Source organism: Streptomyces violaceorubidus (assembly GCF_000717995.1).
GTDB classification, from domain to species: Bacteria; Actinomycetota; Actinomycetes; order Streptomycetales; family Streptomycetaceae; genus Streptomyces; species Streptomyces violaceorubidus.
In genome coordinates, this window is the sequence record NZ_JODM01000002.1 from 329,323 (window position 1) to 350,260 (window position 20,938).

At 74.4% G+C, this 20,938-nt stretch carries 18 protein-coding genes and 1 pseudogene; 6 read left to right on the forward strand and 13 right to left on the reverse strand.

Going from position 1 to position 20,938, the window contains the following annotated elements; all coding sequences use genetic code 11:
- Positions 1 to 366: 366 nt before the first annotated feature.
- The 4 genes and pseudogenes from IE94_RS0105420 to IE94_RS0105435 form a co-directional block, all read right to left on the reverse strand.
- Positions 367 to 945: pseudogene (locus IE94_RS0105420) on the reverse strand (D-glycero-alpha-D-manno-heptose-1,7-bisphosphate 7-phosphatase); the annotation flags it as partial.
- On the reverse strand, positions 942 to 1,976 hold the full coding sequence (locus IE94_RS0105425; RefSeq protein ID WP_030178956.1) for a glycosyltransferase family 2 protein: 1,035 nt from the start codon (positions 1,974 to 1,976) through the stop codon (positions 942 to 944). The gene IE94_RS0105425 and the pseudogene IE94_RS0105420, both read right to left, overlap by 4 nt.
- Entirely contained in the window at positions 1,973 to 3,613 is a 1,641-nt protein-coding gene (locus tag IE94_RS0105430) for a carbamoyltransferase family protein (RefSeq protein WP_030178958.1), read from the reverse strand. The genes IE94_RS0105425 and IE94_RS0105430 overlap by 4 nt, the downstream gene beginning before the upstream one ends.
- A gap of 120 nt (positions 3,614 to 3,733) precedes the next feature.
- Entirely contained in the window at positions 3,734 to 4,729 is a 996-nt protein-coding gene (locus IE94_RS0105435) for an NAD-dependent epimerase/dehydratase family protein (protein ID WP_425337951.1), read from the reverse strand.
- A gap of 149 nt (positions 4,730 to 4,878) precedes the next feature.
- Between IE94_RS0105435 and IE94_RS0105440 the strand changes: the two genes are divergently transcribed.
- The 3 genes from IE94_RS0105440 to IE94_RS0105450 all read left to right on the forward strand — a co-directional run bounded on the left by IE94_RS0105440 (position 4,879) and on the right by IE94_RS0105450 (position 7,167).
- Positions 4,879 to 5,688, forward strand: coding sequence for a polysaccharide deacetylase family protein (locus IE94_RS0105440; RefSeq protein WP_030178962.1), 810 nt, complete (start codon positions 4,879 to 4,881; stop codon positions 5,686 to 5,688).
- Positions 5,689 to 5,756: 68 nt separating this feature from the next.
- Positions 5,757 to 6,197, forward strand: coding sequence for an SRPBCC family protein (locus tag IE94_RS0105445; protein ID WP_030178964.1), 441 nt, complete (start codon positions 5,757 to 5,759; stop codon positions 6,195 to 6,197).
- Positions 6,198 to 6,282: 85 nt separating this feature from the next.
- On the forward strand, positions 6,283 to 7,167 hold the full coding sequence (locus tag IE94_RS0105450; RefSeq protein ID WP_030178966.1) for an endonuclease/exonuclease/phosphatase family protein: 885 nt from the start codon (positions 6,283 to 6,285) through the stop codon (positions 7,165 to 7,167).
- Between the two features lie 128 nt (positions 7,168 to 7,295).
- Here IE94_RS0105450 and IE94_RS0105455 read toward each other — a convergent pair whose 3' ends face one another.
- The 5 genes from IE94_RS0105455 to IE94_RS0105475 form a co-directional block, all read right to left on the reverse strand.
- The gene (locus IE94_RS0105455) at positions 7,296 to 8,447 is read right to left on the reverse strand and encodes an XdhC family protein (RefSeq protein ID WP_030178968.1); all 1,152 of its coding nucleotides are present in this window, start codon (positions 8,445 to 8,447) and stop codon (positions 7,296 to 7,298) included.
- A gap of 51 nt (positions 8,448 to 8,498) precedes the next feature.
- Positions 8,499 to 9,956: an NCS2 family permease gene (locus tag IE94_RS0105460; RefSeq protein WP_030178970.1), complete on the reverse strand. Its 1,458-nt coding sequence runs from the start codon at positions 9,954 to 9,956 to the stop codon at positions 8,499 to 8,501.
- Between the two features lie 240 nt (positions 9,957 to 10,196).
- A complete protein-coding gene (locus IE94_RS0105465; RefSeq protein WP_030178975.1) occupies positions 10,197 to 12,581 on the reverse strand; it encodes a xanthine dehydrogenase family protein molybdopterin-binding subunit in 2,385 nt (794 codons plus the stop codon).
- Positions 12,578 to 13,174 (reverse strand): (2Fe-2S)-binding protein, encoded by a 597-nt coding sequence (locus IE94_RS0105470; RefSeq protein WP_030178977.1) that lies wholly within the window; start codon positions 13,172 to 13,174, stop codon positions 12,578 to 12,580. The genes IE94_RS0105465 and IE94_RS0105470 overlap by 4 nt, the downstream gene beginning before the upstream one ends.
- Complete coding sequence (locus tag IE94_RS0105475; RefSeq protein ID WP_030178979.1) at positions 13,174 to 14,064, reverse strand: FAD binding domain-containing protein; 891 nt, start codon at positions 14,062 to 14,064, stop codon at positions 13,174 to 13,176. Before IE94_RS0105475 ends, IE94_RS0105470 begins: the two co-directional genes overlap by 1 nt.
- Before the next feature lie 356 nt (positions 14,065 to 14,420).
- Here IE94_RS0105475 and IE94_RS0105480 point away from each other — a divergent pair, with 356 nt between their 5' ends.
- Entirely contained in the window at positions 14,421 to 16,130 is a 1,710-nt protein-coding gene (locus IE94_RS0105480) for a PucR family transcriptional regulator (RefSeq protein ID WP_030178982.1), read from the forward strand.
- 172 nt (positions 16,131 to 16,302) lie between these two features.
- Positions 16,303 to 17,091, forward strand: coding sequence for a hypothetical protein (locus IE94_RS0105485; protein ID WP_030178984.1), 789 nt, complete (start codon positions 16,303 to 16,305; stop codon positions 17,089 to 17,091).
- A 22-nt stretch (positions 17,092 to 17,113) separates the two neighbouring features.
- Here IE94_RS0105485 and IE94_RS0105490 read toward each other — a convergent pair whose 3' ends face one another.
- The 4 genes from IE94_RS0105490 to IE94_RS0105505 all read right to left on the reverse strand — a co-directional run bounded on the left by IE94_RS0105490 (position 17,114) and on the right by IE94_RS0105505 (position 19,639).
- Positions 17,114 to 17,764 (reverse strand): Rv1733c family protein, encoded by a 651-nt coding sequence (locus IE94_RS0105490; protein ID WP_030178986.1) that lies wholly within the window; start codon positions 17,762 to 17,764, stop codon positions 17,114 to 17,116.
- 273 nt (positions 17,765 to 18,037) lie between these two features.
- Complete coding sequence (locus tag IE94_RS0105495) at positions 18,038 to 18,862, reverse strand: rod shape-determining protein (RefSeq protein ID WP_030178987.1); 825 nt, start codon at positions 18,860 to 18,862, stop codon at positions 18,038 to 18,040.
- Positions 18,859 to 19,242: a TraR/DksA family transcriptional regulator gene (locus tag IE94_RS0105500; RefSeq protein WP_030178989.1), complete on the reverse strand. Its 384-nt coding sequence runs from the start codon at positions 19,240 to 19,242 to the stop codon at positions 18,859 to 18,861. Before IE94_RS0105500 ends, IE94_RS0105495 begins: the two co-directional genes overlap by 4 nt.
- Before the next feature lie 70 nt (positions 19,243 to 19,312).
- Positions 19,313 to 19,639 carry a TraR/DksA C4-type zinc finger protein gene (locus IE94_RS0105505; protein ID WP_030178992.1) on the reverse strand — a complete coding sequence of 109 codons (327 nt, stop codon included), beginning with the start codon at positions 19,637 to 19,639 and terminating at the stop codon, positions 19,313 to 19,315.
- Between the two features lie 343 nt (positions 19,640 to 19,982).
- Between IE94_RS0105505 and IE94_RS0105510 the strand changes: the two genes are divergently transcribed.
- On the forward strand, positions 19,983 to 20,930 hold the full coding sequence (locus IE94_RS0105510; protein WP_030178994.1) for a HAMP domain-containing sensor histidine kinase: 948 nt from the start codon (positions 19,983 to 19,985) through the stop codon (positions 20,928 to 20,930).
- Positions 20,931 to 20,938 lie beyond the last annotated feature (8 nt).

Here is a 20,938-nt window from a genome sequence, read left to right on the forward strand (position 1 = left end):
CCGGGCGGGAGTCCCCGCCCTGCCCGGAGTCAGGGGCGGGGTCCGGGGCCTGCGACCGGCCTCGGCCGGCAGCGCCGTCCGCCCCACCACCGCGCGCGTCCCCGTCAGGCCCCATCCCGCCGCGTTCGGCGGTGGCCCGCCTTCGGGCGCTCGGGTCCGCTCCCGGTTCGCCCGTGCCCTGCCGCGCCGCGGGACGTTTCCGACCGTCGTCGTGGGCCTGGCCGTGGCCGTCGCCGTGGGCCTGGCCGTGGCCGTCGCCGTGCGCCTGGCCGTGGCCGTCGCCGTGCGCCTGGCCGTGGCCGTCGCCGTGCGCCTGGCCGTGGCCGTCGCCGGTGGGCCGCGCGCCGGGCCACCTGCCCCGGCACCGTACGCACCCTCGATGGGCCGCTCGTTCGCCAGGACCCGGCCCCTGGGCGGGCCGTCGAGCAGGGCCCGTACGGCGGTGAGGAGGTCCGGGGCGACATGGGCCGCCGCGGCCGTCTCCTGCGGGCGGGTGCGGTCGTTGGGGACGAGGATGCCGTGGGCGCCGGCGCGTTCGGCGGCCTCCAGGTCCGCGCCGATGTCGCCGATGACGACGCAGTCGGCGGGGCCGGTGCACACGCGTCCGGCCGCCCACAGGATCATGCCGGGCTGCGGCTTGCGGCAGTGGCAGCCGTCGTCGGGGCCGTGCGGGCAGACGGCCCAGACGTCGAAGGGGCCGATCAGGTCGTCGATGCGGCGGTTGACGCGCCGGACGTCGCCGTCGCTGATCAGGCCGCGGGCCACCCCGGACTGGTTGGTGACGACGCCGACGCGGACACCGTGCTCCCGCAGCAGCGCCACCGCCTCGCGGGCGCCGTCGACGGGCCTGACCCGCTCCGGGTCGCCGTTGTAGGGGACGTCGTGGACGAGGGTGCCGTCGCGGTCGAAGAGGACGGCCTTCACCGGGCTGCCTACGGAGTTCATGCGGCCGTCTCCCGCCAGGCGGGGGCGGCACGGTGGCGCCAGAGTCCGCTGAGCCGGTGCCAGGTCGCGGCGGGCGGGATGAGCGCGCTGGTGGCCAGCATGGTCATGACCTCGTGCCGGGTGCGCGGTCCGGGCGCGATGCGGGCCCAGGCGAACTCGGCGGTCCCCCCGGCCCACCCGGCCCCCGCGACCGCGGCGGCCCGGGGACGTCCGGCCGCCGCGAGGACGAGGGCGGCGGTGCCGGCGGCGGTGATCGCCGCGTGGCGCCGGATCCGGCCCCGGGGCGCGACCGCCTTGGCCCACCAGTCGGGGCCGTGCAGCCGCCGCATCAGGGCGTCGTCGGCGTTGCCGCGCTGCTGCCGCAGGGACACCCAGCGCGAGGCGGACCGTACGGGGTGGCGGGTGGTGCGGCGGCCCCGCCGGATGCGCCAGCCCGCGTCGAGGACGCGCAGCGCGAGGTCGGCGTCCTCGCGGAAGGCGCGGGTGAAGCGTTCGTCGAAGCCGCCGACCTGTTTGAGCACGTCCGTGCGGTAGGCCATGTCGGCGGTGATCCACCGGGCCTGCGCGAGACCGGCGGTGCCGCGTTCCCAGTCGGTGGGGCGGCGCTCGCCCGGCAGCGGTACGGCGATCACGCCCTGGACGGCGCCGGTGTCGGGTGCCGCCTCGGCGAGGTCCTGGATCAGCTGGTCGCACCAGTGCGGGCCGACCTGGACGTCGTCGTCGAGGAAGGCGGTCCAGGGGGAAGTGACCGCGCGGAAACCGGTGTTGCGGGCGGCGGCCGGTCCGCGGCCCCCGCTGCGCAGCACCACCGTGCGCTCGCGCAGGTCGCCGAGGACGGTCAGGGCGTGTTCCAGCGCGTCCGGGTCGGCGTCGGGTCCCGGCCGGTCGTCGACCAGGACGATCTCGTCGGGGTGGGGGCCGTGCGCGGCGACCAGCGCGGCCAGGCAGTCGGCCAGCGTGTCGCGCACCAGGGTCGGGACGACGACGGCGTAGCCGGTGCGCGGGCCGCCGGTTCCGGGAGCGGTGCTCATGCGAACACCCGTCCCCGGCGCACCGCGAAGGGGCCGATGGCGAGCAGGTCGACGGGCGCCGAGCCGAAGCACTCCAGTGCGTCGCGCGGGTCGTCGACCATGGGTCGGCCGGCGGTGTTGAGGCTGGTGTTGACCACGACCGGCAGCCCGGTGCGCCGTTCGAAGGCGGCCAGCATCCGCGCGACGAGCGGCTCACGGCGCTCCTCGACGGTCTGGATGCGGGCGGTGCCGTCGACGTGGACGACGGCCGGGACGCGTTCGCGCCAGGCGGGGGCGACGTCGTGCACGAAGAGCATGTACGGGCTGGGGAGGGGCCCGGTGAAGAGGTCGGCGGCCCGGTCGGCGAGCACCATGGGCGCGACGGGGCGGAACTCCTCGCGGCCCTTGACGTGGTTGAGGCGTTCCAGGTTCTCCGCGCGTCCGGGGTGGGCCATCAGGGAGCGGTGTCCGAGGGCGCGCGGCCCGAACTCGCTGCGGCCCTGGAACCAGGCGACGATCCCGTCCCGGGCCAGCTCCTCGGCGACGGTCTCGGCGATGTCGTCCGGCTCCTCGTAGGGGATCGCGGCGGTCTCCAGCCAGGCGCGGATCTCGTCGTCGCGCCAGCCGCGGCCGAGGTCGACGCCGGGCATCGGCTCGGGCGCGGCGCCCTCCTGGGCGGCGGACACGTGCAGGGCGCCGCCGAGGGCCGTGCCCGCGTCGCCGGCGGCGGGCTGCACCCACACGTGCCGGTACGGGCCGCGCGCGGCGATCCGCGCGTTGGCGACGCAGTTCAGCGCGACGCCGCCCGCCATGGTCAGGGCCTCGCCCCCGGCCTCGCCGTGCAGCCAATGGACCAGTTCGAGGAGCAGTTCCTCCAGGACGGCCTGGGTGCTGGCCGCCAGGTCCGCGTGGTCCCGGGTCCAGTCCTCGCCCTTGGCGCGCGGCGGGGCGAGGGCCGCCCAGTCGACGCCGTGGGCGCGGAAGCCGCCGTCGCCGGTGGCGTGGACGTGCTCGCGCAACCGCGGGGCGAAGCGGGGCGTTCCGTAGGAGGCGAGGGCCATCACCTTGTACTCGTCGCTGCTGCGCAGGAAGCCGAGGTGTGCGGTGAGTTCCTCGTAGACGAGGCCGAGCGAGTGCGGCAGCGCCTGGGTGGCGAGGACGTCGAGCTTGCCGTCGCGGTAGCGGCCGGCCAGGTGGGAGGCGGACTCGCCGCGGCCGTCGAGGACGAGGACGTCGTTGTCGGGGTGCGGCGAGGCCGGTCCCGCGGAGGCGGCGTGGGCCACGTGGTGCGGGACGAAGGCGACCCGGTCCGGGTCAAGTCCTGGCAGCGCGTCGGCGAGGAACTCGGGGGCCCGGCGGGCGTATGCGAGCCGCAGCGGGTCCCAGGGGTCGTCCAGTCCCAGGTCTCGGGCGGGCCGGGCGAGCTGGGGGTCGAAGGAGTAGGCGACGGCGTCCAGTTCGCCGGGCCGTATCCCGGCGTGTTCCAGGCACCAGCGCGCGGACAGCTCGGGGACCTCCCACGCGGAGAACGGCACCGGGCGCTTGCCGTGCTTGCGTCGGCTGAACCGCTCTTCCTCGGCGGCCGCAACGGTCCGGCCGTCGACGACGAGCGCGGCGGCCGGGTCGTGGAACAGGGCGTTGACACCAAGGATGCGCATGGGGCGGGCTCCTCTCTCGGCGGGGCGGGTGCCGCGGGGCAGTTGCCTCAAACACGTGAAGACAGGTCACTTCCGGAGATATGCCGCTTTGTCACCGTAAGTGACGTTTCCGGGCCCGGATCAGGCGGCGACGGCGTGCGCGAACCAGCCGATGGTCCGCTCCAGCCCCTCGTTCCAGCTCACGCTCGGCCGCCAGCCGAGCCGTTCCCGGGCCAGGGTGGTGTCCGGCTTGCGTCGGCCGGGGTCGTCGACGGGGCGTTCGACGAAGCGGATGCGGGAGCCGGAGCCGGTGAGGTCGACGATCCGGCGGGCCAGTTCCAGCATGGTGATCTCGTCGTCGCCGCCGATGTTCATCGGCCCGGTCTCCGCGGAGGCGGCGAGGGCCAGGACGCCCGCCACGGTGTCGTCGACGTAGCACAGGGAGCGGGTCTGGCCGCCGTCGCCGGCGACGGTGAGCGGCATGCCGTCCAGCGCCTGCGCGATGAAGGTGGGGACGGCCCGGCCGTCGCCGGTGCGCATGCGGGGGCCGTAGGTGTTGAAGATCCGCACGATGGCGGTGTCGGTGCCGTGCACCTGGCGGTGGGCGGTGACCAGGGCCTCGGCGAAGCGCTTGGACTCGTCGTAGACGCTGCGCGGGCCGATCGGGTTGACGTTGCCCCAGTACGTCTCGCGCTGCGGGTGCTCCAGCGGGTCGCCGTAGACCTCGGAGGTGGAGGCGAGCAGGAAGCGGGCGCCGTCGGCGTGGGCCCGCTCCAGGGCGTTGCGGGTGCCGGTGCTGCCGACGTCGAGGGTCTGAAGGGGCAGCCGGAGGTAGTCGGCGGGCGAGGCGGGGCAGGCGAAGTGCAGGACGAGGTCGAACCGGCCGGGCAGACCGCGCAGGGCCGCCGGGTCGGTGGCGTCGCCCCGGACGAACCGGAAGCCGCGCCGTCGTTCCAGGTCGGCCACGTTGGAGCGGGAGCCGGTGGCCAGGTTGTCGAGGCAGACGACGTCGGTGCCGGCGTCGAGCAGGCGGCCGCACAGGTGGGAGCCGACGAACCCGGCTCCGCCGGTCACCAGGGCCCGGCGCCAGGTGCGCCCGCCCACGGGGCTCTCGCTCACGGGGGTCTCGCTGCTCACGGGGGTCCTCCTCACTCTCACCGTCACGTGTGTGTCGGCTGAGTAACCCGGTGAGGACCTGCACTACCCCGAACGGCTATTCGAGGGCACTATGAACCACATATATACACACAGCGTATAGTCCTCGCATGCCTTCGCTGACCAGGAAGATGAAGAAAACGGGGACCAGGTTGCGTGTGCTCGCGACCTTCGCGGCCGCGGCCTCGCTCAGCCTCGCGCTGAGCGGCTGCACGAAACTGGAGACGCACTCCCCCAGCTCCGTCCGCAACGCCGCCGACGCCGCCGACGCCCCGGCCGACGGCAAGGCCGGCGCGTCCGGCACCCGGGCCCGCGCGGGCGCACTGGGCACCGTGGACTGCGCGCACGCCAAGTGCATCGCGCTGACCTTCGACGCCGGACCGAGCGAGAACTCCGCCCGGCTGCTCGACATACTCAAGGAGAAGCAGGTCCCGGCGACCTTCTTCCTGCTCGGCAAGCGGCACATCGACACCTATCCCGAGCTGGTCAGGCGCATGGCCGACGAGGGCCACGAGGTCGCCAGCCACACCTGGACCCACAAGATCCTCACGGACGCCGGGCCGGACGAGATACGCGAGGAGCTGGAGCGCCCCAACAAGGAGATAGAGCGCCTCACGGGCAAGCGCCCCACCCTGATGCGCCCGCCGCAGGGCCGCACGGACGACACGGTCCACGACATCAGCCGCGAGCTGGGTCTGGCGGAGGTGCTGTGGACGGTGACCGCCAAGGACTACCGGACGACCGACTCCGACCTGATCACCGAACGGGTCCTGGACCAGGCGTCCCGGGACGGCATCATCCTGCTGCACGACATCTACGACGGCACCGTGCCGGCCGTGCCCGGGATCATCGACGCGCTCAAGAAGCGGGGCTACGTCTTCGTGACGGTCCCCCAGCTGCTGGCCCCGGGGAAGGCCGAGCCGGGCAAGGTCTACCGGTAGGCACGCCACCACCGGTACGGGATGGCCGGTACCGCACCACCGGTGGGCGCGTTGCCTACGATCGTCCGGTGGCCGTCCTCTCGCTCGAACGCACCGTTCCGCTCGTCCCGGCCGAGGCCTGGCGCCGGCTCACCCGGTGGGAGCGGCACGGCGACACCGTCCCGCTGACCCGGGTCACCGCCGAACCGCCCGGCCCCACCCGCCGGGGCACGGTGGTCGTGGCCCGCACGGGGGCCGGGCCGCTCGCCTTCGACGACCCGATGGAGGTGACGCTCTGGCGGCCCCCGCGCCCGGACGCCCCCGGCCGGTGCCGGCTGGAAAAGCGCGGCCGGGTGGTCCGGGGCTGGGCGGAGATCGAGGTCCGGCCGGCGCCCGACGACCGGGCCCGTGTCATGTGGCGCGAGGAACTGGACGTCCGGTTCCTGCCGCCCTTCCTCGACGGCCCGCTCGGCCGCGCCGGGCACCATGTCTTCGGCCGCACGGTCGACCATCTGCTCCGGCAGCCGTGAACCGGGGGTTGCGGGCGGGGAACGGGTCGCGGTCGGGATCGCGCCGCGCGCCGCGCGGAGGCCGTTTCCCGCGTAGCGTGCCGGCATGTCTCTCAGAGCGCGCACCTTCACCCAACTGTCCCTCGCGGGTGCTTTGTTGACCCTGGCCGTGGCGGCACCGCCCGCCTCGGCCGACGCCGAGCGGGGCCACTCCGTCCCGCTGCGCGTCGCCACCTACAACATCCACGCCGGGGCGGGCTCGGACGGCGTCTTCGACCTCGACCGGCAGGCCGCCGCGCTGCGCGCCCTCGACGCGGACGTGATCGGCCTCCAGGAGGTCGACGTGCACTGGGGAGCCCGCAGCCAGGGGCTCGACGTGGCCGGGGAACTGGCCCGGCGGCTCGGTATGCGGGTCTCCTTCGCGCCGATCTACAGCCTCGATCCCGTGACGGCGGGGGAACCCCGGCGCGAGTACGGCGTGGCGGTGCTGTCCCGCTTCCCGGTCCGTTCCGCGACGAACCACGAGATCACGCGCCTGTCCACGCAGGACGAGAACCCGGTGCCGGCCCCCGCGCCCGGTTTCGGCGAGGTGACGCTCAAGGTGCGCGGGGTGCCGGTGCAGGTCTTCGTGACCCACCTCGACTACCGGGCGGACCCGGCGGTGCGCCGGGCCCAGGTCGCGGACACCCGGCGGATCATGGCGAGGGAGCGGGCGGAGCTGCCGGGCGCGCACCAGTTCCTGCTGGGCGACTTCAACGCCGAGCCCTCGGCGCCCGAACTGGCGCCGCTGTGGAAGGACCTGCGCGACGCGGGGGCCGGGGCCCCCGGCACGTATCCGGCCGAGGCCCCGGTGAAGCGCATCGACTACGTGACCGTGAGCAAGGACGTACGCGTACGCGACACCACGGTCCCGCCCGAGCCCACGGCCTCCGACCACCGCCCGGTGGTCACCGACGTGACCCTGCCCAGAAGGGACCCCGGCCGAGACTGAGCCCGACTCGACGAAACCCTGATCAGAACCCATACCCCGACCAGAACCGGGACCCCGCACACCGGAGAACCGACCGGCACCGTTCCGTACGACCCCGCCAAGCGCCGCGCGTCCGCGTCCCGGTCTCGCTACGCCGCCGAACCGACGCGCCCCGGCGGGGCCGTCGGGCCGTCGTGGTGGATGGGGGTGTGGGCGCCGGTCAGCGAGGTGCCCGTGCCGCCGTGGCGGGTCGCGACGATCTCGGCGGCGATGGACAGCGCCGTCTCCTCGGGGGTGCGGGCGCCGAGGTCGAGGCCGATCGGCGATCTGAGGCGGGCCAGCTCCGATGCGCCCACCCCGGCCTCGCGCAGGCGGGCCTCGCGGTCGAGGTGGGTGCGGCGGGAGCCCATCGCGCCGACGTACGCCACCGGGAGGCGCAGCGCCAGCCGGAGCAGCGGGATGTCGAACTTGGCGTCGTGGGTCAGGACGCACAGCACCGTGCGCGCGTCCACGGCGGTACGCGCCAGGTACTCGTGGGGCCACTCGGTGACGATCTCGTCCGCGTCCGGAAAGCGGGCCGGGGTGGCGAAGACGGGGCGGGCGTCGCACACCGTCACGTGGTAGCCGAGGAACCTGCCGACCCGGACCAGCGCCGAGGCGAAGTCGATCGCACCGAAGACGATCATGCGCGGGGCCGGGACGGACGACTCGATCAGCAGCGTCAGCGGAGCTCCGCACCGCGAGCCCTGCTCGCCGATCTCCAGCGTGCCGGTGCGCCCGGCGGCCAGGAAGGCACCCGCCTCGGCGGCCGCCGTGCGGTCCAGCTCGGGGTGTCCGCCCAGGCCGCCGGTGCGGGTGCCGTCCGCCCGGACGGCCAGCGCGCGGCCCACCAGCTCGGCCGGACCGCTCACCACGCGTGCCACGGCCGCCGTCTCCCCGCGCGCGGCGGCGGCGAGCGCGGCGGCCAGGGCCGGGCGGACCGGATCGGCCGCCCGTACCGGAGTGACGAGGACGTCGATGACCCCGCCGCAGGTCAGCCCGACGGCGAAGGCGTCCTCGTCGCCGTACCCGAAGCGCTCCAGGACGGTCTCGCCGTCCTGGAGGGCCTGCCGGCACAGCTCGTACACGGCTCCCTCCACGCATCCGCCGGAGACCGAGCCGACCACCGTGCCGTCGGCGTCCACCGCGAGTGCGGCGCCGGGCGGCCGGGGCGCGCTGCCGCCGACGGCCACCACGGTGGCCACGGCGAAGTCGCGACCCCGCTCGACCCACCGGTGCAGCTCTTCGGCGATGTCCAGCATCTTCCGGTCCTCCTCGGCCGACGGGTACGTGAAGGGTTCCCGTCGTGGCGCCTAGTGCACGCCCAGCCAGCCCTCGATCGGGTTCAGGGCGAAGTAGACGACGAAGATCACCGTCAGGGCCCACATGAACGCGCCGATCTCCCGGGCCTTGCCCTGCGCGACCTTGATGGCGACGTAGGAGATGACACCGGCGGCGACCCCGGCCGTGATCGAGTACGTGAACGGCATCAGGACGACGGTCAGGAAGACGGGGATCGCGGTGGCCCGGTCGGCCCAGTCCACGTGCCGGGCGTTCATCATCATCATCGCCCCGATGACGACCAGCGCGGCGGAGGCGACCTCCTGCGGCACGATCGCGGTGATCGGCGTGAAGAAGAGGCAGGCCGCGAAGAACGCGCCGGTGACGACCGAGGCGAGCCCGGTGCGGGCCCCCTCGCCGACGCCGGTCGCGGACTCGACGAAGACGGTCTGGCCGGAGCCGCCCGCCACGCCGCCGATGGCCCCGCCGGCGCCGTCGATGAACAGCGCCTTCGACAGGCCCGGCATGCGGCCCTTCTCGTCGGCGAGCTTGGCCTCCGTGCCGACGCCGATGATGGTGGCCATCGCGTCGAAGAACCCGGCGAGCACCAGCGTGAAGACGATCATGCCGACCGTCATCGCGCCGACCTCGCCCCAGCCGCCGAACTCCAGGTCGCCGAAGAGCGAGAAGTCCGGCATGGAGACCGCGCTGCCGTGCAGTTCGGGTGCGCCGTTGGCCCACTGCTCGGGGTCGATGACCCCGGTGGCGTTCAGGATCGCCGCGACGATCGTGCCGGTGACGATGCCGATCAGGATGGCGCCGGGCATGTTCCTGGCCTGGAGCATGAAGATCAGCAGCAGGGTGCCCGCGAAGAGCAGGACCGGCCAGCCGGCGAGTTCCCCGGCCGGGCCGAGGGTGAGCGGGGTCGCCTTGCCCGCGTGGACGAAGCCGCCCTTGACCAGGCCGATGATGGCGATGAACAGGCCGATGCCCATGGTGATGCCGTGCTTGAGGGCGAGCGGGATCGCGTTCATGATCATCTCGCGCAGCCCGGTGACCACGAGCAGCATGATCACCACGCCGTACATCACACACATGCCCATGGCCTGCGGCCAGGTCATCTGCGGGACGACCTGCCCGGCGATCACGCCGGACACCGAGAGCCCGGCGGCCAGGGCGAGCGGCACCTTGCCGACGAAGCCCATCAGGAGCGTGGTGACCGCCGCGGCGAGCGCCGTCGCGGTGATCAGGGCCTTCTGGCCCAGGGTGTCCCCGGCGGCGTCCTTGCCGGACAGGATCACGGGGTTGAGCAGGACGATGTACGCCATCGCCATGAAGGTGGTGATGCCGCCGCGCACCTCACGCGCGACCGTGGATCCCCGGTGGGATATGTGAAAGTACCGGTCGAGCCAGGACCGTCCGCCGGGGACGCGGGAACCCGCGCCCGCGTCCTCGGCGGTGATCTCGGGCTCCACTGACTGCTGGGTCATGGGGCCGTCTCCCAAGGTTCATAGGTGCACCCGTGCCTTCGGCGAAGGCGCGGGATTTGGGAGGTGTCAGCTCGGGGGACGGCCCGGTACTGCACCTTGGGGTGGACCGACGCCGGAGTTCCGCGGCCGCGAGTGCGGCCGTCGTCCGGTGCCGGGGTGCCGTGGCGCCCACCCGTGCCGCTGGGGGTCCCCCAGGCCTTCAGGGCCCCGGGGGCGGCACGATGGCCCGCCACGGCGGTGTCACGCCGTACCGGTGAGGTGTTCCGGCCGTACCGGCGTGCGGTCGAGCGCCAGCCCGGTCGCGTCCCGGACGGCCGCGAGGACCGCCAGGGTGGACGACAGGGTGGGGGCCTCGCCGACGCCGCGCAGCCCGTAGGGCGCGTGGTCGTCGGCGAGTTCGAGCACGTCGACCGGTAGGGCCGGCGTGTCGAGGATCGTGGGGAGCAGGTAGTCGGTGAAGGACGGGTTCTTGACCTCGGCGGTCACGGGGTCGACGACGACCTCCTCCATCAGCGCGATGCCCAGGCCCTGGACGGTGCCGCCCTGGATCTGGCCGATCACGGAGAGCGGGTTCAGGGCCTTGCCGACGTCCTGGGCGCAGGCCAGCTCGACCACCTTGACCAGGCCCAGTTCGGTGTCGACCTCGACGACGGCGCGGTGCGCGGCGAAGGAGTACTGGACGTGCCCGTTGCCCTGGCCGGTGCGCGGGTCGAAAGGTTCGGTCGGCCGGTGCCGCCACTCCCGTTCGACCTCGATCACCTCGTCCTCCAGGACGTCCACGAGATCGGCGAGGACCTCACCGCCGTCGGTGACGACCTTGCCGCCCTCCAGGAGGAGTCCGGCGCCGGCCCAGGCGGGGTGGTGGGAGCCGAACCGGCGGCGGCCGATGTCCAGGACCCGCTCGCGGACCTGCTCGCAGGCGTGCTTCACGGCGCCGCCGGTGACGTAGGTCTGCCGGGAGGCCGAGGTGGATCCGGCCGAGCCCACCCGTGTGTCGGCGGGCTCGATGGTGACCTGGGTGACGCCCAGCTCGGTGCGGGCGATCTGCGCGTGGACGGTGACGCCGCCCTGGCCGACCTCCGCCATCGCCGTGTGCACGGTGACGACGGGCCGGCCGCCGGCGGCCTCCAGGCGGACCCGGGCGGTGGAGTAGTCGTCGAAGCCCTCGGAGAAGCCGACGTTCTTGATGCCGACCGCGTAGCCGACGCCCCGTACGACGCCCTCGCCGTGCGTGGTGTTGGACAGACCCCCGGGCAACTGCCGTACGTCGGCGCCCTCGCTGGACTCCCACTGGCGCTCCGGCGGCATCGGCATCGCCTTGATGCGGCGCAGGAGTTCGGCGACCGGTGCCGGGGAGTCGACGCTCTGGCCGGTCGGCATGAGCGTGCCCTGCTCCATGGCGTTGATCCGGCGGAACTCCACCGGGTCCAGGCCCAGTTCCCGCGCCACCTTGTCCATCTGCGCCTCGTAGGCGAAACACGCCTGCACCGCGCCGAAGCCCCGCATGGCGCCGCACGGCGGGTTGTTGGAGTAGAGCGCGAGGGCCTCGATGTCCACGTCGTCGCACACGTACGGCCCGACCGACAGCGAGGCGGCGTTGCCGACGACCGCCGGGGAGGCCGAGGCGTAGGCGCCGCCGTCCAGGACGATGCGGCACCTCACGTGGGTGAGCCGGCCGTCACGGGTGGCACCGTGCTCGTAGTGGAGCCGGGCCGGGTGGCGGTGCACGTGGCCGAAGAAGGACTCGAAGCGGTTGTAGACCATCTTGACCGGCTTGCCGGTGCGCAGCGCCAGCAGGCAGGCGTGGATCTGCATCGACAGGTCCTCGCGCCCGCCGAAGGCACCGCCGACGCCGGACAGCGTCATCCGCACCCTGTCCTCGGGCAGGCCGAGCACGGGGGCGATCTGGCGCAGGTCGGAGTGGAGCCACTGGGTGGCGATGTAGAGGTCGACGCCGCCGTCCTCGCCGGGCACGGCGAGTCCGGACTCGGGGCCGAGGAAGGCCTGGTCCTGCATGCCGAAGGAGTAGTCGCCCGTGACGATCACGTCGGCGCGTCCGGCGGCCGCGTCGGCGTCGCCGCGCACGATCGGCTGGCGGTGCACGATGTTGGGGTGGGGGACGTGCGCCGCGTGGTGGTCGGTGCGGTGCTCGTGGACCAGGACCGCGCCGGGAGCGGTGGCGGAGGCCTCGTCGGTGACCAGGGGCAGCTCCCGGTACTCCACCGTGATCCTGGCGGCGGCGCGGCGCGCGGTCTCCGGGTGGTCGGCGGCGACGATCGCGACCGGCTCGCCGTGGTGGCGGACCTTGCCGTGGGCGAGGACCGGGGTGTCCCGGATCTCCAGTCCGTAGTGGCGCACGCCGGTCGGCAGGTCGTCGTACGTCATGACGGCGTACACGCCCGGCGTGGCCAGCGCCTCGCTCGTGTCGACGGAGACGATCTCGGCGTGCGCGACGGTGGAGCGCAGGATCTGGCCCCAGAGCATGTCCTCGTGCCACATGTCGGACGCGTACGCGAACGCGCCGGTGACCTTGAGGACGCCGTCCGGGCGCAGCGTGGACTCGCCGACGCCGCCCCTGGTCCGGGAGCCCTGGGAGATGCCGGTGGGTGCGCCGACCGCGGTCATGCTCGGGCCTCCTCGGACCGGCGGGCCGCGGCCAGGCGGACCGCGTCCATGATCGTCTCGTAGCCGGTGCAGCGGCACAGGTTGCCCGACAGCGCCTCGCGGACGTCCTCGTCGCTCGGGTCCGGGTGGCGCTCCAGCATCTCGTCGGCGGCGACCAGCAGTCCGGGGGTGCAGAAGCCGCACTGGACGGCGCCGGCGTCGATGAACGCCTGCTGGATCGGCGCCAGTTCGATGTGCTCGCCGGTCTGCGAGTCGGTCCCGCCGGCCTGCCACCGCCGTGCCGCGTCCAGCGAGGCGCTCTGCCCGGCGCGGGCACCGGGGGCGGCGCCGCCCTCGGCGCGTCGCCGGGCGAACTCCGCCAGGCCCTCGACCGTGACGACCTCGCGGCCCTCGGCCTGTCCGGCCGCGACCAGGCAGGAGCACACCGGCACCCCGTCCAGGCGGACCGTGCAGGAGCCGCACTCGCCCTGTTCGCAGGCGTTCTTGGAGCCCGGCAGGCCCATCCGCTCGCGCAGCACGTACAGCAGGGACTCGCCCTCCCACACGTCGTCGGCCTGCTGCGGACGTCCGTTGACGGTGAGGTTGACGCGCATCACACGGCTCCTTCCGTGGTGCGGCGGGCGCCGCGGTACGACTCCCAGGTCCAGGTGAACGTCCGGCGGGCCATCACGCCGACCGCGTGGCGGCGGTAGTCGGCGGTGCCCCGGACGTCGTCGATCGGGTCGCAGGCGGCGGCGCACAGCTCCGCGAACCGCTTGACGGCGGACGGGGTGACGATCTTCCCGTTCTCCCAGAGGCCGCCCTCCTCCAGCACCGCGTTCAGGAACTCCTCGGCGGCCCCCGCCCGGACCGGGGTGGGCGCCGCCGAGCCGATGCCGGTGCGGACGGTGCGGGTGGCGGGGTGCAGGGCGAGGCCGAAGGCGCACACGGCGATGACCATGGCGTTGCGGGTGCCGACCTTGGAGAACTGCTGCGGTCCGTCGGCCTTCGCCACGTGCACGGCGCGGATCAGCTCGTCGGGCTCCAGCGCGTTGCGCTTCACGCCGGTGTAGAACGCGTCGATCGGGATGCGGCGCACGCCGCGCACCGATGCGGCCTCGACCTCGGCGCCGGCGGCGAGCAGCGCCGGGTGGGCGTCGCCGGCCGGGGAGGCGGTGCCGAGGTTCCCGCCCACGCCGCCGCGGTTGCGGATCTGCGGGGAGGCGACGGTGTGCGAGGCGAGGGCGAGACCCGGCAGTTCGGCGCTCAGGTGCTCCATGATCCGGGTGTAGGGCACAGCGGCACCGAGCCGTACGCAGTCCTCCCCGACCTCCCACTCGGCCAGGTCGCCGACGCGGCCCAGGTCCATGAGGTACTCGGGCCTGCGGTGACCGAAGTTGATCTCGACCATCACGTCGGTGCCGCCCGCGATCGGCACGGCGGTGGGGTGCTCGGCCTTCGCGGCGAGCGCCTCCTCCCAGTCGGCGGGGCGAAGGAAGTCCATGACCGGCTCTCCTCCTCGTCTGCGTGCGGCGGTTTCCGCGTGCCGTGGTGTCTGCGTGCGGGGGTGTCTGCGTGCGGTGGTGTTTCTGCGTGCGGTGGGCGTGGAGATCGAGCCGGTCCCGGGTGCCGGGTGTCCGGCTCGTTCATGTGCTGTTCACGTGGAACGGCCTCAGTACACCGTCGTGTGCTCCACCAGGGTCAGTCGCAGAAACCATGAAGGAGTTGGCTGGCCAGGGCGGGCATCTTGTAGATTCGTATGAACGGAGGTACTCAACTGCCTCCCTGTTCTCCTCTGGAATCGGGCGACACAGCCGCGTGACCTGGAACACTTCGAGACAAAGAACGGCGGCGACGAGAATGCGGCTGCGCGCACTGCTGGACACCGACGCGCTGGGCCTCAAGCTGCTCGGCGGCGGGGACGAGCTGGACCGCACGGTGCGGGGCGTGATGACCACCGACCTGCGCGACCCCAGCCGCTACCTCTCGGGCGGCGAGCTGGTGCTCACCGGCCTGGCCTGGCGCCGGGACGCCGCCGACTCCGAGCCGTTCGTCCGTCTCCTGGTGCAGGCCCAGGTGGCCGCGCTGGCCGCCGGTGAGGCGGAGCTGGGGGAGGTGCCGGAGGACCTGGTGGTGGCGTGCGCACGGCACCGGCTGCCGCTGTTCGCGGTGCACGAGTCGGTGGCCTTCGCGACGATCACCGAGCATGTCGTGCGCCAGGTCTCCGGCGAGCGGGCGGGGGACCTGGCGGCCGTGGTGGACCGGCACCGCCGGATGATGACCTCGGGACCGGCGGGCGGCGGCCCCGACGTGGTCCTGGACCTGCTCGGCTCCGACCTCGACCTGCGGGCCTGGGTGCTCTCCCCCACCGGACGCCAGGTCGCCGGGCCGAAGGACGCGGAGCCCGCGCTGTCCGCCGAGGTCTGCGCCGAGCTGGCGGCCGAGCACCTCGCGGCCACCCGCACGGGCCGACGTGCGCCGCACCGGGTGGCCGTGGGCTCCACGACGTACAGCCTCTTCCCGGTCCGCGGCCGGGGGCAGCCCCCGGTGACGCCCCCGGGGGCGCGTGCCCCGCAGGGCGCGGGCGGGGGGCGGGACCTGCGCGAGACGGTGCTGTCCGACTGGCTGCTGGTGGTCGAGGCGGACGCCGGGGACTGGGCCGAGGAGCGCCGCGACCTGCTGTACGGCGTCACCCAGCTGATCGCGGTCGAGCGGGACCGGCGGGACGCGGCCCGCACGGTGCGGCGGCGGCTGGCCCAGGAGGTCCTGGAACTGGTGCAGACGGGCGCCGCGCCGGCCGAGATCGCGGCCCGCCTGCGGGTGGCGGCACCGGTGCTGCTGCCCGGCCTGGGGGCGGCACCGCACTGGCAGGTCGTGGTGGCCCGGGTGGAGTGGGAGGACGGCGACGAGCAGACCGGCCGGGTCGCGCAGACCCTGCTGGAGGAGATCCTCGTCGACCCGCACGCCACCGGGCCCGAGCAGTCGGACCGCATCGCCGTGGCGCACACCGGCGGGGAGGCCGTCGCCCTCGTACCCCTGCCGGCGGTCTCCACGGAGCACGACGGCAGCGAGGCCGGGGTCCTCGCGGAGGCGCTGCTGGCGTCCGTGCGGGAGCCGCTGTCGGCGGGACTGGACGGCGACGGGCGGGTCACGCTCGGCGTCAGCGCGGCCGTGCACTCGGCGGAGGGGCTGCGCGGGGCGCTGGAGGAGGCCCGGCACGCGCGCCGGGTCGCCGCGGCACGCCCCGGCCGGGTCTGCGCGGCCGGCCACCAGGAGCTGGCCTCGCACGTGCTGCTGCTGCCCTTCGTCCCCGACGACGTGCGGCGCGCCTTCACCGCCCGGCTGCTCGATCCGCTGCGGGACTACGACCGGCGCCACCGCGCCGAGCTGATCCCGACGCTGGAGGCGTTCCTCGACAGCGACGGCTCCTGGACGCGCTGTGCGAACCGGCTGCACCTGCACGTCAACACGCTGCGCTACCGCGTCGGGCGGATCGAGCAGTTGACGGGGCGTGACCTGTCGCGCCTGGAGGACAAGCTGGACTTCTTCCTGGCCCTGCGGATGAGCTGAGGCCCGGGGCGCGCACCGGCCCCGGGCGGGCCCGGCGCGCTCCCAAACCTCGACGGCACGAAGTCCACGACTTTGTGAATTCTTTCACCCATCCCCTTGGCCGGGCCGCCGGATCCATGCTGAGATGCGGCCACCACTCGAGAGCTCGATGGCGTGCTAAGGGGAGGGCGACGTGGCGCATTCCGCCATGGCTGGTTCTGGCTGGGGAACGACCGAAGGTGACGATCCGCTCCAGACCGCGGTATGGCGGTTGCGCTCGCGCGGCTGCTGGTCCGACGCGGCCGCCCTGCTGGAGCCGGTCACCGCGGACACCGCCTTGCAGCGGACCGCGCTGCTGGTGGAGCGGTGCCTGTACACGGAGCAGGGCTGGGCCGAGGCCGAGGACGCGCTGCGCACCGCGGAGGCCTTGGCGCACACCGACGACGAACGCGGGGCCGCCGCCTGTGAACGGGGTCAGCTCGCCTACGCCGCCACGGTGCACGGGGTGCGGGACCGGGCCGACGAGGCGCGGGCCGCGCTGGGCCGGGCGGCGGCGCTGATCGCGCCGGGGGCCGGCGGGCGGGCCCTGCTCGACTTCCGGCGCGGGCTGCTCGCGGAGAACCTGACCCGCTCCCCGCAGGCCGCCCGCGCGGCGTACCGGCGGGCCCACGCCGGCGCCACCGCGCACGCCGACCCGCTGCTCCAGTCCTTCACCTGGCGGCATCTGGCCGGGCTCGCCCTGCGGGAAGGGGAGCTGGCGGAGGCGCGGCACGGGTTCGCCGAGTCGCTGCGCATCCGCGAGGAGCTGGGGTACCTCGTCGGTACGGCCCCTGCGCTGGCCTCGCTCGCGGACGCCGAGTCGGAGCCGGAGGCGTCCCGGCTGCGGGAGGAGGCGCGGCGGCTGTTCCGGCTGCTGGGCGGCGTACCGACGTGGCTGGCACGGCAGTTGGCGCCGCCCGCGGCGGGCGCGGCGACGGCGTGAGCGACCCGCGCCCGTTCGGGCGTCAGGGGTGTGTGCTCCAGCGCGGGGCCGTGTTGGCCCAGGCCGCGTCCCACTGGGCGAGGTTGCGCCGGTGCAGCACCAGGCCGGTGGCGGCGTGCGCCGCGAGGCCGGTGAGGACGACGCCCAGGAAGGCGAGGATCGCCCAGCCCATGGTGCGGCTGCGGATCTGCTCCGCGGTCAGCGGCGGCTCGGTGATCCGGCCCTCGTCGTCGACCCAGACCAGGACGGTGCTGCCGGTCGGCAGGCCCGGTTCCACCTCGGTCGTCCCGGTTCTGCTCACTCCGTCGGGGCCGGTGAAGCGGACCGGGGCGGCATAGCGGGCCTTCTTCGCCTCCTCGGACCCCGGCTCGGGGTGGCGCGGGGCGTCGTGGGTCAGGACCGCGGGACGCTGGTCCCGGCCGTGCGCCTCGTCCTCGGCGGTGCTCCGGTAGTGCCGGTAGGCGCTGTCGCCGACCCCGAACATCGCCGCCGGCGCCGCCACCAGCACGGCGAGCACCAGCCCGAGCGACATCCACGCCGCCAGCCGGTCGCTCGACCGCCGCAACGGGTTCCGCCGCCACCGCCACAGCAGGAGGTACGGGTGCGGTACGCGGTCCGGCTCGGGTTCGGGAACGGCGGGTGGCGGCTGGGCCTGCGGAATCTCGCCGGCCACGGGGGGCCTCCTTCCTGGCTCGGGGCAGCCGGATCGGCCGCCGCCGACGCCGGGAACGGCGGCGGCGGCGGATGGGACGGACGGGACTGCGGGGGGAGTGGGGTGGGGTGGGGACGGGGGTGCGAGGTGGGCGCGGGGTACGGCTGGCGCCGGGGCGGACGCCGGCCGTACGGAGGGGGGACGCCGAACGCTGCCCCCGGTCGCGGCGCGGCACCGGCATGCGCGACGGCGGGGCGAACGTGCCCCTCCGCCCGGCCGGTGGTCGGCACCGGATCAGTGCGGGTGGCCGTCCGGTGGGTCCGTGCCGGTGGTCGACGGGTGGGTGCGCGCGGCTTCCAGGAGCTTTGCGGCGCCGCGTACGGCCGCCGTGTGCGGTGCCGGTACCGCGCGCAGCGGCACGTGCAGCCGGTCGGCGAGCCGGCAGGTGATCTCGGGGCGCAGCGCGCCCCCGCCGGCCAGCAGCGGCCCCCGGGCGAGCGCGTCGACCGCGAGGGACGTGCCGTCCTGCCGCAGCATGGAGGTCGTCATGTCGGCCAGCGCCTCGCCGATCCGCTCGGACGGGGCCGTGTCGTCGATGTCCCCGGTGCCCAGCGCGGTGCGGCGGGCGTCGAAGACGGCACCGTCCACCAGGAGCACCACCTCGGTGAGGTGGGCACCGATGTCCATCACCAGCAGCGGCCGGGACAGGTCGGCGCCCGCCGCGAGGGCCACCGCCCGCGCGCTCGGCACGGTCAGCACACGGCGCGGGCGCAGCACCTGGACGGCCGCGCGGGCCCGCGTCCGGTAGGCCGGGCCGTCCAGCACCGGCGCGGTCACCACGACCACCGGACGGGCGAAGCGGGGCAGCCGGTGCCCCAGCAGCCGGTCGAGCATCCGGGCCGTGCCCTGGGTGTCGACGATGGCGCCGCGCTGGATGGGGTACACCGCGCCCGCGCCGGGGAAGGTCACCGTCGGCACGTCGAGGATCATCCCCCGACCGGCGATCCAGGCGCGGGTGCGGGCGCTGCCCATGTCCAGGGCGACACCGCTGCACTGCCGGCACAGCGGCCAGGGACGGTGCCGGGACAGGGCGGCGCGGGGCTGCCGGAGCAGGGTCATCGTCCGGCCTCCCGGACCTGCTGGCAGCGGGCGCAGTAGCGGGCCTGCGGCACGATCATCAGGCGGTCGCGGTCGATGGCGTGCCGGCACAGCTGACACCGGCCGTAGCGGCCCTCGGCGATGCGGTCGAGCGCCGCTTCCACGTCGGCGAGGACCATGCGCGCGGAGGCCGCCAGTTTGACCCGGACCTCGGTCTGCGCGGCGGACCGCTGGTGCAGCGGCGGCTCGTCGGTGCGGGCCGGGGCCGCGGCGATCTGCCGCAGCTGGTCCTCGCGGAACAGCCGCTGCTCGCGGAGGTTGTCCCGGAGCGCGGCGAGGTCCTCGGGCGACAGGGGCGACGGACGCGTGCCGCGGTCGCCGATGATCTGATGATTCACCACTTCACCCCTTAAGCAGGGCGGGAGGGACGGTTCTGGAGGGAGGGCCGGGGAGGAAGGCGGGGAGCGCCGGTCAGGTCGCGGCGCGGCGCTGGCAGGCGACGCAGTACCGCGTGTAGGGGAGGATCTCCAGGCGCTCCCCCGGGACGGGCTTGCCGCAGCCGAGGCAGGCGCCGTAGGTGCCGTTCTCGACCCGGGCGAAGGCCTCGTCGATCTCCTTGAGCACCCGTTCGATCGCGGCCTTCTGCGCGGACATCAGCTGGTCGTCCGCCTGGCCGCTCTCGTCGAGGGCGCGCAGCTGGGTGACGCGGGTGCTGCGGGCGTGTTCGAGGCGCTGGCGCGCCTCGTGAGCGGGCAGCCGCTCGGGGCGGGGTTCGATGCGGGAGGCGTCGAGCGACACGGTGGGTGGTCCTTTTCTCGGAAGGCGGTGCGGATATGCCGAGCGCCGGGCCGATCGGGCCCGGTCGTCGTCAACCCTGGCCGGACCGCCCGGGGAAACCCATCGGGCGCAGGACCCATTTGCCCGGGGGCGCGGGATCCACTCGGTGGTGCGCGGGTGCGGCCGTATGGGTGTGCGGCGAGCCGGAAATGGGGGTCGGGCCCCATCGACCGGAGGGGCCCGGGAGGGGCACGCTGGTCGCTTGCTCGGTCGCTACCTGGGCCGCAGCTCCCACCGAGGGTGCGCGATGACCGACAGTAGAGGCGTACCGAATCGACACGTCGCCGAAGGAGGCGTACCCCCGGTGTCCCTGTTCTGGCGGATCTTCGGGCTCAACGCGGTGGTGCTGGGCTTCGCCACGGCGCTGCTGCTGTGGGCTCCGGTGACCGTCTCCGTGCCGATCCTGCTGACCGAGGCCGTCGTCCTCGTGGTCGGCATGGGCGTCATGCTGGTGGCCAACGGCGCCCTGCTGCGTTGGGGCCTGGCACCGCTGGAGCGGCTCACCCGGCTGATGACCACCGTCGACCTGTTGCGCCCCGGCCAGCGGCTGCCGGTGTCCGGCGGCGGTGAGGTGCCGGAGCTGATCCGCACGTTCAACGCCATGCTGGACCGCCTGGAGAACGAGCGGGCCACCAGCAGTGCCCGCGTCCTGCTCGCCCAGGAGGCGGAGCGGCGCCGTATCGCGCAGGAGCTGCACGACGAGGTCGGGCAGAGCATGACCGCGATCCTGCTGGTCCTGGGGCGGGCGGCGGACGACGCCCACGAGCCGCTGCGCGAGGAGCTGCACCAGGCGCAGGAGATCACCCGGGAGAGCCTGGACGAGGTGCGCCGTCTGGTGCGCCGGCTGCGGCCCGGCGTCCTGGACGACCTCGGTCTGATCAGCGCGCTGTCCTCGCTCACGCACGACTTCGCCACCCACACCGGTCTGCGGGTGGTGCGCCGTTTCGACGCCGACCTGCCGGTCCTGGACCACGAGACCGAACTGGTCCTCTACCGGGTGGCGCAGGAGAGCCTGACCAACGCCGCCCGCCACGCGGACGCCGAGCGGCTGGAAGTGGGTCTGGCCCGTGCCGACGGCGCGGTGACGCTCACCATCGCCGACGACGGCCGCGGCATCGAGTCGGCGCACGAGGGCGCCGGCATCCGCGGCATGCGGGAGCGGGCCCTGCTCATAGGGGCCGCCCTCGACATCACGTCGGCACCCGGCTCCGGCACCCGCATCCGGCTCACCGCACCCCTTCCCAGGAAGTAGCCCCGACC